This is a genomic window from Mesorhizobium sp. M1409, from assembly GCF_040317535.1.
GTDB lineage: Bacteria > Pseudomonadota > Alphaproteobacteria > Rhizobiales > Rhizobiaceae > Mesorhizobium.
Map to the genome: position 1 here is coordinate 24,950 of NZ_JAMYKV010000002.1, position 12,843 is coordinate 37,792.

13 protein-coding genes and 1 pseudogene are annotated in these 12,843 nt (G+C 61.5%); 4 read left to right on the forward strand and 10 right to left on the reverse strand.

What is annotated here, in order from left to right:
- Window positions 1–52 precede the first annotated feature (52 nt).
- The 9 genes from NKG99_RS01595 to NKG99_RS01635 form a co-directional block, all read right to left on the reverse strand.
- Window positions 53–550 carry a DUF1097 domain-containing protein gene (locus tag NKG99_RS01595; RefSeq protein WP_352863522.1) on the reverse strand — a complete coding sequence of 166 codons (498 nt, stop codon included), beginning with the start codon at window positions 548–550 and terminating at the stop codon, window positions 53–55.
- A 187-nt stretch (window positions 551–737) separates the two neighbouring features.
- Window positions 738–1,781, reverse strand: coding sequence for an NAD(P)-dependent alcohol dehydrogenase (locus tag NKG99_RS01600; RefSeq protein WP_352458624.1), 1,044 nt, complete (start codon window positions 1,779–1,781; stop codon window positions 738–740).
- 46 nt (window positions 1,782–1,827) lie between these two features.
- Window positions 1,828–3,459 (reverse strand): molecular chaperone GroEL, encoded by a 1,632-nt coding sequence (locus NKG99_RS01605; protein WP_352863524.1) that lies wholly within the window; start codon window positions 3,457–3,459, stop codon window positions 1,828–1,830.
- A gap of 74 nt (window positions 3,460–3,533) precedes the next feature.
- Window positions 3,534–4,331, reverse strand: coding sequence for an iron-sulfur cluster assembly protein (locus NKG99_RS01610; RefSeq protein WP_352863526.1), 798 nt, complete (start codon window positions 4,329–4,331; stop codon window positions 3,534–3,536).
- 5 nt (window positions 4,332–4,336) lie between these two features.
- The gene (locus NKG99_RS01615; RefSeq protein ID WP_352863528.1) at window positions 4,337–5,359 is read right to left on the reverse strand and encodes an amidohydrolase family protein; all 1,023 of its coding nucleotides are present in this window, start codon (window positions 5,357–5,359) and stop codon (window positions 4,337–4,339) included.
- 74 nt (window positions 5,360–5,433) lie between these two features.
- Window positions 5,434–5,805 carry an MmoB/DmpM family protein gene (locus NKG99_RS01620; protein WP_352863530.1) on the reverse strand — a complete coding sequence of 124 codons (372 nt, stop codon included), beginning with the start codon at window positions 5,803–5,805 and terminating at the stop codon, window positions 5,434–5,436.
- 16 nt (window positions 5,806–5,821) lie between these two features.
- A complete protein-coding gene (locus NKG99_RS01625; protein WP_352863532.1) occupies window positions 5,822–6,880 on the reverse strand; it encodes an aromatic/alkene monooxygenase hydroxylase subunit beta in 1,059 nt (352 codons plus the stop codon).
- A 47-nt stretch (window positions 6,881–6,927) separates the two neighbouring features.
- A complete protein-coding gene (locus tag NKG99_RS01630; RefSeq protein ID WP_352863534.1) occupies window positions 6,928–7,989 on the reverse strand; it encodes an NADH:ubiquinone reductase (Na(+)-transporting) subunit F in 1,062 nt (353 codons plus the stop codon).
- Between the two features lie 55 nt (window positions 7,990–8,044).
- The gene (locus tag NKG99_RS01635; protein WP_197033322.1) at window positions 8,045–9,718 is read right to left on the reverse strand and encodes an aromatic/alkene/methane monooxygenase hydroxylase/oxygenase subunit alpha; all 1,674 of its coding nucleotides are present in this window, start codon (window positions 9,716–9,718) and stop codon (window positions 8,045–8,047) included.
- A gap of 599 nt (window positions 9,719–10,317) precedes the next feature.
- Here NKG99_RS01635 and NKG99_RS01640 point away from each other — a divergent pair.
- Genes NKG99_RS01640 through NKG99_RS01655 form a run of 4 tightly spaced genes read left to right on the forward strand, consistent with a single transcriptional unit; the run spans window position 10,318 to window position 12,419 of the window.
- Window positions 10,318–10,752, forward strand: coding sequence for a hypothetical protein (locus NKG99_RS01640; protein ID WP_352863536.1), 435 nt, complete (start codon window positions 10,318–10,320; stop codon window positions 10,750–10,752).
- Window positions 10,749–11,072 (forward strand): hypothetical protein, encoded by a 324-nt coding sequence (locus NKG99_RS01645; protein WP_352863537.1) that lies wholly within the window; start codon window positions 10,749–10,751, stop codon window positions 11,070–11,072. Before NKG99_RS01640 ends, NKG99_RS01645 begins: the two co-directional genes overlap by 4 nt.
- A 13-nt stretch (window positions 11,073–11,085) precedes the next feature.
- Complete coding sequence (locus NKG99_RS01650) at window positions 11,086–12,213, forward strand: WD40 repeat domain-containing protein (protein ID WP_352863539.1); 1,128 nt, start codon at window positions 11,086–11,088, stop codon at window positions 12,211–12,213.
- 32 nt (window positions 12,214–12,245) lie between these two features.
- The gene (locus tag NKG99_RS01655; protein WP_256750209.1) at window positions 12,246–12,419 is read left to right on the forward strand and encodes a hypothetical protein; all 174 of its coding nucleotides are present in this window, start codon (window positions 12,246–12,248) and stop codon (window positions 12,417–12,419) included.
- 41 nt (window positions 12,420–12,460) lie between these two features.
- Here the strand turns inward: NKG99_RS01655 and NKG99_RS01660 are convergent.
- Window positions 12,461–12,615 (reverse strand): annotated as a pseudogene (locus NKG99_RS01660) (short-chain fatty acyl-CoA regulator family protein); the annotation flags it as partial.
- Window positions 12,616–12,843 lie beyond the last annotated feature (228 nt).

A 12,843-nucleotide genomic window follows, 5' to 3' on the forward strand; every position in this document is an offset into this window, starting at 1 on the left:
TTGGGAGAATTCGTCGACCGAGATTGCCTTCAGGCAGCGGTCGCGGAAATGATCAGGCCTTTACGACCGCACCGGTCACTTTCTCCGAGACGTAGCCGAGGATGTTGCCGATGATCAGCGAGATCACCACGGCGGCAGCAACCTTGATGATGCCGCCGGCACCTTCGCCATAGGCGGCGGCAGCAAGCAGAAAAAGCGCGGCAGTCGTTGCATAGCCATAGACCGCCGACGGAATGGCGCTCAGCAATGGCAGCTTGGCGGCGAGGATCAGGACAATGATTGAAATGCCGACACAAATGCCGGCCATGATCGCGGTAACACCAATAGACGTCAGTGCTATCAGTGCGCCGGCGGCGCAGATCGCTCCCCAGAGGTTTGCAACCGCCGAATTCTTGAAACCGGCTTCCTTGCCGCCACAGTGATAGAAACTTCCCCAGCCGACAAATACCGCCCAGATCAGCAAATAGGGGTTGCCGATGGTGATCGCTGCCCACGTTGCAATGCCGCCCATAATGCCGATGACGACGGCCAACCCTGTGATAAGATCCATATTGTCCTCCCGTTTTTCCAAAGCTCGAAGCAAAGAATCTCGATCGGGATCGCGCTTCGCTGACGTCCCGACACGGAAAACGCCATGGCATCAGCCACAGGGTTCAAGAAAAGGCCTGCCGGATCAGGCAAGCAGTCGGATCGAACCGGACGTGGCACCCGTCCGCGCGAAGTCCGGTCCAAATGTTTCAGGGCACGATGACGCCACGGCCGGTGAACCGGCGGTTCTTGAAATCGTCGAGCGCGGTGTTGATGCTGGCGAGATTGTATTCGGTGTAGTGCATCTTCACCTTGCCGTCGGCGTTGAGCTCCATCAGTTCGACAAGCTCGGTGAAATTGCCGACCAGGCTGCCGCCGATGTTGATCTCCTCGATGACAAGATGCGCGGTCGGCACGTTTATGTTGCCGCCATAGCCGACGACGAACAATTGCCCACCCTTGCGCACCATCTTCCAGCAGATGTTCTCGACACCGAGTTCACCGACGAAGTCGATCACCACATGGGCGCCGCCACCGGTGATCTGGGCGACTTCCTCGACGACATTCGGCCCACCATCGAGGATGAAATCGGCGCCAAGGTCCTTTGCCAGTACCCGCGCCGCCGGCTCGCGATCGACGGCGATGATGCGACAGCCCGAAATCGCGTGCAGCGATTGCAGCGCGATGTGGCCAAGCCCGCCTATGCCGAGCAGCACGCAATAGCTGCCTGGGCGGAGCAGTTTGGCGGCCCGCTTGGCGGCGCGGTAGGCGGTGATGCCGGCGTCCGCCAGCGGCGCCACTTCGATCGGCGTGATGTTGGCATTGAGCTTGATCAGCGATCGCTCGCTGGTGATGAAGTATTCGGCGAAGCCGCCATTCATGCCGAGGCCGGGGAACTGGCCGTTGTCGCAATACATGTCCTCGCCATGGCGGCAGTTGAGGCAGATGCCGCATGAGCGGAAGGGATGGCAGATCACGGCGTCGCCGCGCTTGACCGAGCGGACGCCGCTGCCGACCTCCTCGACCCAGCCGGCATTTTCATGGCCCATGATGTAGGGCAACAGCGTGCCTTCGGGATCCATGGTCGGCTTCCACACGCCCTCGATGATGTGCAGGTCGGTGCGGCAGAGGCCGGCGGCACCCACCCGCACGATCACCTCGTCGGGAGCGGTGATCGTCGGTGCCTTGACCTCCTCGATCTTGAGTAGGACGTTCATCTTCGGGTCGTACTCGTAAAGTCTGGCAGCTTTCATGGCTGTGTCCTTTCAACGTCGAAATCGTTCCGTCGGAATTGTCGCCTCAGGCGCGGCCGAGCCTTTCGGAGCCGCCGCCACGTGCCGGGCCGGCCGTCGGATCCTCATCCTCGGCAAGATCGCCAATCAGCGTTTCGGTGGTCAGGATCAGCGTCGCCACCGAAGCCGCGTTGGCGAGCGCGGTATAGGTGACGCGGACCGGATCGATGATCCCTGCCTCGAACATGTTCTGGTATGCGCCGGTCGACGCGTTGTAACCGTAGCCGCCATTGATGCGGGTGACCTCGGTCACCACCGCTTCAGGATCGGCGCCGGCATTGGCGGCGATGCGCCACAGCGGCCGCGACAGCACCGAGCGTACGAGGCGCACGCCTTCGGCAACATCGCCATCGACGCCGGCCGCCAGCTTGTCGAGCAGTGGCGCGATCTGGGCGAGCGCCGAGCCGCCGCCGGCGACCACGCCCTCTTCGGACGCGGCGCGCACCGCGTTCAAGGAATCCTCGATCAGCTGGATGGTCCGCTTCTGCTCGACCGGCGTGACGCCACCGGCATAGAGGATCGCGGTGCCGCCGGAGAGCTTGGCCAGGCGTTCGCGCAGCTTGTCCTGGTCGATGTTGGGCGGCGAGGCTTCATACTGCCGCTGCACCTGGGCGCGACGCGAGGCGATTGCCGCATGGTCGCCGCCGCCGCGAATGATGGAGGTGTAGGACGAACTGGTCTTCACCCGGTCGGCCGTGCCGAGATCCTCGGCGGTGATATCCTCCAGCCGGCCGCCGAGATCGCGCGCGATCACCTTGCCGCCGGTGATGATGGCCAGATCCTCCATCATCGCCTTTCGCCAGTGGCCATATTCCGGCGGATGGACGACGAGATATCGTCCTGGCCCCTGCTTGCCGAGCAGCGTCACCACCACTTCCGGCGACATTTCCTCGGATACGATCAGCAGCGGCCGGCCATCCTCGTCGGCGATGCGGCGAACCGCATCGAGCTGCCCGGGCTCCTTGATCTTGAGGTCGGTCATCAGGATGTAGGGCCGTTCGAGAACAGCCTCCATCTTCTCCTGATCGGTCACCATGTGATGCGAGAGGTAGCCGCGTTCGAAGGACATGCCCTCGACGACGTCAAGCGTTGTCTCGGTGGTGACGCTGAAGTCGGTGGTGATGACGCCTTCGGCGCCTACCCGCTGATGGGCTTCCGCCACCAGCGCGCCGAGCTTGCTGTTGGTCGCGGCGATGTTGGCGACCGACGCAAGAATGCCGTTGCCCTTGGCCGGCTTGGCCGAGGCCTTGAGTGCCGCCACCACCGCCGCCACGGCGAGGTCGATGCCCTTGCACAGATCGACGGATTTCACGCCACGCTCATTCGCCTCGACGCCACTCTGGATGAGCGCGTTGGCGAGCACGATGGCCGTCGTGGTGCCGTCGCCGGCGATCTCGTTGGTCTGCATCGACACTTCGCGCACGACTTGCGCGCCCATATTTTCGAAACGGTCGTGCAGCTCGATCTCGGAGGCGATGCTGACGCCGTCGCGGGTCACCATGGGCGTGCCGATCGGCCGGTCGATCATGGCGTTCATGCCTTTGGGGCCGAGCGTCGGCTCGACGGCGGCTGCAAGCCTGAAAACGCCACGGGCGAGAGCCCGGCGAGCCTCGGAATTGTGGAGCATTATCTTGGGCATGATTCCTCCTTCCGCCTTACGGGCGGGTTGTTGGTTGGGGGCCTCGTGCGAGGGAGGCCGTTGCTGTCAGCGCTTCAGGCGGCCGGTGTCGTCCCGGTCGGCACACGATCCAGAATGAAATCGACGAGCGTCGGTTCGCCATCGACCACATCCAGTTCCTTGTATCTGGTCTGCTTGAGCCCACGGCACAGCGCGCCGTTGAACTCCATGTTGATGCGCACACCGCGCAGTTCGGCGAGATGGGCACTGAGTGCGGCCGGCGGGATTTTCTGCCCTTCCCATGTCACGAACACAGGATCGTCGGCCCGGCGGTTGGGAAAACGCTCGAGCAGAGCCGCCCTGTATCTCGGCTTCTGTTTGGCCGCCTCGCCCGGTTCGAACCGCGCGACGTCGTAACCCGGCAGGTCCGTGCCGAGGATTTCCCGATCGGTAAGGCCGTGCGCCTTGAGGCCGCGCAGGACCGCCTCCTGGCGCCGCTTGAAGGCCTTCATCGCGAAGGTTTCGCGCAAGCCGCCGAGATCCTGATCCTCGGCAAGCACGGCAAAAATGTCGCCGAAGCTCTTGCCTTCCGCCATGCCGCGATTGACCTCTTCCGCGAACATGTGATCGTGCAGCTTGACGCGATAGGCTGGCTTCCAGGAGAGCTGGTCGAGCGCCTTGCGGACGCCGTCCAGCATCAGGAACGCGAAGTTGGGCGAGCACCAGTAGGTCGGCAGGCGGAAGTCGACTTCCACGCTGCCATCGCCTGTCACCTGCGCCCGCTCGACGAAGCCCATCTCGGTGACGGGTTCGTCGAGTTCCGGGTCGTTGACCTCACCAAGGCGCCGCCACAGTTCCTTCTCGCGGCCGCTGGATACACTGGCGGTTGCCATGGCTCCTACTCCGCCGCGATGCTGAAGGGCGAGCTGGCAAGCGCCTTCTTCTTGGCTTCGATGTCGATGTTGTAGAGACGCGCGGCGTTGAGGCCGAGGATCTTCTCCTTGATCTCGTCGGTCAGCTGCACACCCCGTTCAGCGGCGATGTCCTCTGGGATCTGATAGGCCCAGAATTTCTCGACCAGCCAGCGCGGCGTCCAGATCGCATAGTCGGAGCCGAACAGGATCTTCTCCGGCCCGAGCCAGAACAGCAGTTCGGCGATGACCTCGCCGAAATAGCGCGGGCGGGAATGGATGAAGGGCAGTGCCACCGCCAGTCCGCCGTAGACGTTGGTTTCCTGTGTCGCGATCCAGCAGAAATCGTCGAGACGCGGCAGGCCGCAATGCTCGATGATCCAGTTGAGGCCCTGAAAATCCGTCGCCGCGTGATCGACGTCATGGACGTCGAACGCGTCCTTCGAGAGCGGCAGGATGGTCGGGCCTTTGTGGACGTGGATGTTCCTGATGCCGAGCTTGTCGCAGAGTTCGAAGCACTTGTAGGCATCGGGATCGGTGAGCTTCCAGCCCTTGGAGGCGCCGTTCCATTCGGCCGTGTACATCTTCACGCCCTTGACGTCGTAGGTCTCCTTGAGGAAGTGGATGTATTCCAGCGCCTTCTCGCCGTCGCGCGGATCGAAGGCGCCGTTGACGATGAAGCGCTCGGGATAGCGCTTGGCCACCTCGGCGTTGCGCTCGATGGTGTTGAAGCCGTTCTTGTAGAAATCCTTAAGATAGGTCGACTGGACGATCGCCACATCGTCGGGACCGTCGATGAACAGGTCGCGATAGAGATCGTCGGCGCTGTATTTCTCGAATTTGCTCTTCTCCCACAGCTGGTCCTTCGGGCTCAAGCCAGTGTGATAGGCATAGAAGCACTCGATGAACTGCTTGCCGTGGATGTTCTTCTGGTTTTCCGGGCTGCCGTCCCAGAAATGGGTGTGGCCGTCGACCACGAAAATGTCCTTGCCTTCCGGTGTTCTGTACATGGTTGCCTCCGCAGCAATCGCGTTGATCGGTTCGGCGCGCCGCACCCAGCGGCACGCCGGATTTTTCGTGGCGGCTATTCGATGTATTCGAACATCTCATCCATGTTGCCGAACAGGATCACAGTGTTGTCGTCGACGCGAACCATGCGGCCGTAGTGGGTGGAGCTGTTGACCTCGAAGGTTTCCGCCGTCATCTCGCGGCCGAGATATTCGCTGATCTCGTCCATCTTGAAGATCAGCTTGCCGGTGCCGTCGATGCGGATCATCGCCGGTTGGTAGGTGACGGTTACGTTCGGCTTCTGGCCCATGAATTCGGCGATGGCCCTCGCCTCGACAGAGTCGTTCATGGTGACGCCGCACTGATGCGAAATCGTCTGTTCGAAGGTGATGTCCTTCATCGCCTTGAAGATGTTGGAATGCGTTGCGTCGCGTGCAGATAGTGACATGACGATTTCTCCTGTTTCAGCGCTTGAGGCCGAGTTCGCCGAGGATCTGGCCAATCCGCTCTTCGGATTTGGCACGGACGTCAGTGAACGCGACCGGCTTGGAATGCGGCATCGACCAGATCGGCTGCAGGCCGGCGGCTGCCTTGTCGGCGAGCGCGCCGTGTTTCTTGACCCAGCCCTGGAAGAGCTTCTTGTTGGCGGCGCCATGCTTCCCGTCATTGGCGAGGAGATGCATGAGGTCGATCGTGTTGGCGAGGTTGCGCTCATAGTCGGCCTCGGCTGCCGAAATCACCGCCGGCGTGATGAAGTCGTGGTTGGCGGCGGCGATCTGCATCAGGAAGCCGGAGCGGAACACTTCGCCCACCAGCGGCTCGAAGATGATGTTGATGGCGAAATACTGCTCGAGATAATCGGTCGCGCCCATGATGGTTTCGACCGCTTCGCGGGTGCCTTGCCAGTTCCTGTCCTCGAGCCAGGCTTTCTTGCCTAGCTCATCGTCCCAGTCGGGAAGATCCATCCCGATCTCGGCGAGGTAGAGGGTGATGTCCTGGGCGAGCCTGAGCTTGTAGGACGAGTTGGTCAGCGTCGCGTTGTTGATCATCTGGGTGTAGCCGTAACGCTGCGCCTGCATCAACGACGTACCGAGCCCGAATTCGGCGTGTTTCCAGGCGCCGAGCTGCGTCTGCAGGATCTTGACCCAAGCCTTGTCGAAGGTCTTTGGGGTGCCCGACTTGCGCGCATTGTTGATGACGCTCTGCACCATCGCCTCGATCTTCGACTGGCGCTGGTAGTGCGTGCGCTCCCACTCCTGGTCGGGAGCGCGGAAGGCATGCCAGTTGGAGCTCTGCGCGGCGGTGTTCTGCTTGACATAGGCGCCCTTGCCGTCGGCGAAAGAGATGATCCAGTCCTGGATCAGGTAGCGTTCCGGGTCGGGCTGGACGTCGACCGTCATGTCCTCGTAGTGGGTGGCGCGCTGGCCTTTCGGGTCGAAATACCGGTACTTCCGGCTGTCGGAGTCGGCGAAGATTGCCGCGCCGGCGGCTCCTGATCCGACTGAACTCGAGGTTGCAGGCATAGTCTCTCTCCCTTGTTGCAGTTGTGGTTGGCTGTGCGCGACCGCCCTCAATGGGCCGGCGTTGCACCTGCCGATGTGGTGAACTTGTCGAAGAAGATCCGCTCCGTTTCGAAGCCGTTCATGAACAGGACCGGCTGCAGCGCATCGATCATCGGCGGCGGGCCACAGGCATGGACATCGCCCTGCCCGTCGACCGCCAGTTGCTTGAGCACGACGTCGACACTCTGGTGCACGAAGCCACGTTCGCCCTGCCATTCGGCGTCGTCATTCGCGTGCGACAGCACGGGAATGAAGGTGACGTCGGAATGATTGCCGACCAGCTCGGCGATCCTGTCGAGATAGAACAGGTCGTTGCGGGTGCGGGCGCCGTAGAAGAAATAGACCGGACGTTTCTCGCCGCTCTTCAGGTGATCGTTGAGGATCGACCATATCGGCGACATGCCTGAGCCGGCACCGACCAGGATCAGGGGTCCTTGCCGTTCGTCGCGGCGGAAGCAGGTTCCGTAGGGTCCGACGACGGTGACTTCGGCTCCGGCCTTGATTCCTCCGGAATCGAGTTCTCCCGAGAACTTTCCCTCAGGGTATTTTTTGATGATGAAGGAGAGTTTTTCGGTTTGGTCCGGCGTATTTGCCATGGAGAACGAGCGCGTAATCGTCTCCCCTTTTTGCGTGGTAACCGTGATGTCGACATATTGCCCCGCCCAGAACTTCATTGGGGAGCCGAGTTCGATCTCAATGCCGCGAATGTCGTGGGTCAGCTGCTCGATGCGAGCAATCCGGCCCTTGTACGTCTTCACGGCGATCGCTTTCGCCAAAATCTCCTCGTCGTAGTTGAGAAGCTCGACTTCCAGGTCGGAGAAGGCGATGCAGCGGCACAACAGGACGTGGCCGCTCTCCTTCTCCATGTCGTTCAGCGCGAAGGTCGAGTATTTCAGCATGTCGACTTCGCCTTCGAGCAGCACGCTTTTGCAGGCCGAGCATTGCCCTTCCTTACAGCCGTGCGGCAGGGCAATGCCCTGGCGGAACGCGGCGTTGAGCACCGTTTCGCCATGCTCGACGTCGAATTCGACGCCGACCGGGCTGAGCCTGACCGTGTGGGTTTCCGACATACGGACCTCCAGTGTGAAAAGAGAGGGCGGGACGAACCCGCCCCCTCTGGCCTGATCAGTTGCAGGGATTGATCGTGAAACCGGCCCGGTATTCCGCCAAGTGCTTCTCGCGGTCCGCGGGCGACATGGCACGCAGCGCGTTGAGCGGCGATCCGAGCGTGTTGCCGCGCACGTCATCGAGCGTCCACATCTCCTTGTCGTCGAAGCGAAGATGCGGCTGCGGAACCAGCGTCTTGCCGTCGGAACGGACGAAGTTCAGGTCCTTGATCGCATCGGCCAGATCCCAGCCGTCATAGAGCGTCTCCCACTCGCGCTTGCCGCTGAAGCGGCCCATCGCGGGCGTCGGCCGGCCCTGATACTCGTCGGCGAAGGCGACTGTTGCGGTCCACTTGTCGAGTTCGTGGGCGAAGGTATGGAGCTGGCCGTCGATCTCGCCGACCACCATGTCCTCGCGGATCAGGCACGGAACGAGGCAGGACCAGCAGCGGTGCGGATAGACGTAGCCGACATCGCTATTGAACAGCAGCACCTTCTCGCCCTTGTGGCTGAGCTTGGCGTACCATTTCCAGAAGTCGCCGAACTCGGCGTACCAGCCCGGATATTTGTGCTCGAACCACTCGAAGTCCTTGTCGGTCTGGGCTTCGATACGCCAGAAATTGACCGGCCAGCCGACCGCGAAGAACTGCCCGACCTTGTGAACATAATTCTTCTTGGTGATGCGTTCCCAGGCCGCCTGGACGTCGTCGTGATGGACCTTGATGCCGTATTTTTCGAGCGGCAGCATGTAGGTGCGATAATAGTCCTCATAGATCCAACGGTGCCACATCTCCGCGTAGGATTCCTTGTTCTTGTCGCGGTTGGTGGTGCCGTATTCGATGAAGGTGCCGATTGCCGCATCGACGATGGCGTGGTTCTGCCAGAAGGCGTAACGCAGATCGCGCTCGAGCAGGAGGTGGTTTTCCGGCTCCTTGAGTGCGGCCATCAGCAGCGAGTGGCCATTGCCGATGTGGCGGCTCTCATCCGACTGCACCGACAGGAAGACGGTCGGCAGCGCGTAGTCGCCGTTGCGGGCGGCTTCCGAAGGCATGGCGACGAACAGCGTGTTGGTGAAGGCGGTTTCAGCCACCACGGTCAGGTACATGCAGGCGGCGGTCATCGTGTCGCCGGTGATGAAGCCTTCGGCGAACTGTCGGCCGATGGTCGTGGCGTAGCATTTTCCGAAGGCTTCTTCGGTGATGTCGAAGCCGGCCGGATCGATGTAGTTCTCCATGTACCATTTCTTCAAATTCATCTGGATCGTCGAGTGACGAAACTCGTCGATCATCTGCATGGTGAAGCCGGTTCGGAGTTCCTCACCAGGCGCGATGCGGGCAACCATCGCCATCGAGCGGGCAGCCGAGATTTCCGGGAACGGAATGATGGCCAAGAAGAGCTTCATCCACTCGACCCAACGCGGCTCGACGTTGCGGAACATGTCGCCGCGCAAGGCCGCATCGAGCGCGCCATAGACGCGGTTGTCTTTTTCTTCCTGCATCGGGAAGTACGACCGCAGGACCTGCTTCATCGGGTCGCGCGGCGTCTTGTTGATCTTGTAGTCGGTCGGAAACGTCATCGCTTCCTGGACGTAGGAAGGATTCCAGCCGAGATCGGCAATCTTCTTGGTCGCCTCGCCGACGGAGATTCCGCGTTGCGAGGTAATCTTGTTAAGCGTCAGAGACGTCATGGTCATAAGCCTCCACCAGGTTTGAGCCGCAGGTCCCTTGACCCCGGCATGAAGCGGCACAAAGCACCGCCAGTGAGAGTGCGAACGGCACGACAAAGGGTTGCGCATTCAGGCGCGACTCATGGTCCGGCCGTTCAAGTGGATCGCGGCAAAGGTTCTCGAGGTGTTTTGGCGGAGACCCGCGGCGCCAACCGCATGGGCGATGGGCGTATCGAAGCGGTCTCTGCTTCCTCCGTTCCTTCGTTCTTTTGGCACCGCGTCAAAAATGCGATGGGCTTCTTGTGGAAAGGTACAAAGCAAGCGCCGTGCCAGTTTGAAAAGAGCGCCCATGGCTGACGTTCAAACAAAATCGCCACTCTTTCGGCATATGAGCAGATGGCCGACCGTAACGTTGTTTTACAGTTGTAAAGTACGCTTGTAATATTTAAAATCTATTCGCATACGCAATATGTTTAGTTAGCAAGTGCAGCAAAAAAAAGAAAACAGATATCATCTATTCAATTCTTCGTCTTTCTCTACTATCTGAAGGAGACGGCCGTGGATGGGCCTGGCGCTGGAGAGAGACCATGCCGAACGATAGAGACAGCCGGAGGCCACCAGAGCCAATGTCCAGCCAGGCCGACGGCGTCACCGGCGATCTTGTCAGGCTGATGCCCCGCGATCTGGTCTTTGTCATGCGCTTCATGGGCGAGAGCCAACATCGCCTCCAGAGCCACTTCCAGGACTTCATCCGGGCCGAGCTTGCCGCCGGCGGCGTCACCACGGAAACGCATCCGATGATCCATCTGTTCATCGAAAACCACGCGATCCTGTTGCGGGACTTCGTGTTTTCCGGCGTTTCGCTGACGCGCCAGTTCCGCGTCGACGAGATCGAGCGCCTCACCGGTGACACGACATCGATGATCCGTGTCGACATCTGGGATCAGCTCAAGAGCCATATCGAGACGGCCGAAAGGCAGTTCCAGTCGCAGGCCGGTACGTTGCCAAAATTGCTGTCGGCTTTCGAAAAACCGCCGGGATCTTTGGGGAGCAAACAATGACGGGAGGATCCGATATCGCCAGACGCCACGCGCTGCTCGCCCGCCGGCTCGATCTGGTCGCCAATGTCTCCGCGCTCACTGCCGAGGCGCTGCGGCTCAATCAGAAACGCTCCGGCATCGAGATGGATGTGCTGCGCCTGGAGCTGGAAATCGGCAGAAGCGGCGCCAGCGAGCAACTGGTGCGGGACTTGCATGAGGCAGAGCAGAGCGCGGCGGCGGTCATGCAGGCATGCGCGGTGTGCGAGCAACGCATCGTCGCAGTGGAAGGCGATGTCGAGGACATTGATCGCCGGCTTGCCGCGACGGCGAACGAGGACTGACGGGAGAGAGAGCATGAACCAGCAGACGATGCAGAACCTGACCTTGTTCGACCTTCTGGCGCGGAGCTGGCGTCGCCCGTCGGCAATCGCCGATTTGCGCTTCAGCGCCGATGGCTCGGCTGTTGCCTTCGCTTCAGTGGATGCAACCATCGCCATTGCCACGGTCGCGGATCACGAGCCGCCGGAAACGCGGATAAGGGTAAGCAACGATCTGGGGCAGACGACGATCCGCCCAAGGGAAAGGCCACCTGTCCCGTTGATCGCCACGGCGGCATTCGGAGATGGCGATGTCCCGCTCGCCGCCTATGCGCATTCCGCCTTTCTGGTCGGCGCGGCCAGCGGTGAGGTGCTGCATCTGACCCCCGACGGTGAAGCAGCGGCCCCTTTGGTCCGGATCGACGGACCGATCGTAGCCATCGATCACAACGCTAGGACGGACATGACAGCCATCAGCAATGGGCATGATGCCTTTCTGTCGCGCGGCCAAGGCGGCGCAGTGCAACTGAAACACGCCGTGACATCGTCCATGGACGCCCTTGCTTTCTCGCCAGGCGGGCGGCGCCTCGCCTGCGGCGGTGGTGATGGACTGTCGATCTGGTCTGTCGAAGGCGACGCTGCCTTGATACGCGATGTCTCCTTTCCAGCGCGCCCGGTGTCGATCCGTTGGAGCGGCGACGGCACGTGGTTGGCCTGCGGGCTCGAAACCGGAGGCTTTGCCCTGGTCAGCATGACCGATGGCCGCGCTGACATCGTCGCGGGATTTCCATCGCCGGTGCGGACCGTGTGCTGGAGCCGGCCGGCGAATGCGCTGTTTGCCTCGGGCGCCTTCCGGATTGCCGGGTGGTCGATGACCGCGCCGCCGGTTGGCGGCGAAACCTCCGGCGCGCTGGAGACGGGTCGTGCCGGGCTGGTGCTGGTCGAAACGGTGGCGGCGCACCCTGAAAAGAAACTCATCGCGGCCGGCGACGCCAACGGCCGGATCACCATCGCCGAGATCGGCGCCCGCGACGAACTCCTCGTCAGGCCTTTCGGCAGCGCGGTCACCGCGCTTGCCTGGTCCGGCGACGGACGGCATCTGGCGGTGGGCGCCGTCGACGGCACCGCCGCGATCGTCACCTTTCCAGCCCAGATGTTCAAATAACGGACGCAGTCCGTATGAAACAGGAGGATAGAATGCAGACCGAACTCACCGCAGAGGACGAGAGCAAGGACGAATTTTTCGAGCGGCTGGCCAAGCTGTCGGAAGAGATGGTGGCCAAGCACGGCAAGGATTTCAGCATGGGCGCGCTGGTCCTCGCCGCCCGCTGGATCGCCGAAAACCGCGTCGGCCAGTTGAAGACCAACTAAACTAACGAGGCTGACCAGCCGGTCGGTGATGTATTGTCTACCTCCGGTGTCTCAGCGAGCTGACGGATGATCCTACCCGGCGCTTCGAGGTCTGGTGCGCATTCCACAGCGGACAAGCCGCGCCGAAGCGGGCAGATTGCAGCTTGGCAGTACTGTGGCGTTTGGTGATGTTCCCGGCCCGGTCGATGCGCGCGAAACCTTGGTCGTTCGATCCTGCGCAAGAGGCCGGCTGCGGCCGCCTTAAGTTCTGACGCCGAAATCACTGCGACGTATTCTGCATATCACCAAGGGCATCACCGCCAGCATCTTCCACATCATCAACAGCCTCGCCGTCGACGCCATCGAGAGCGGCCGCGAGTGCATCACCGATGCATCGATTGAGAACTGGGAGCCGGAGTTCGATGCCGAGGCGGCATTCGCATAA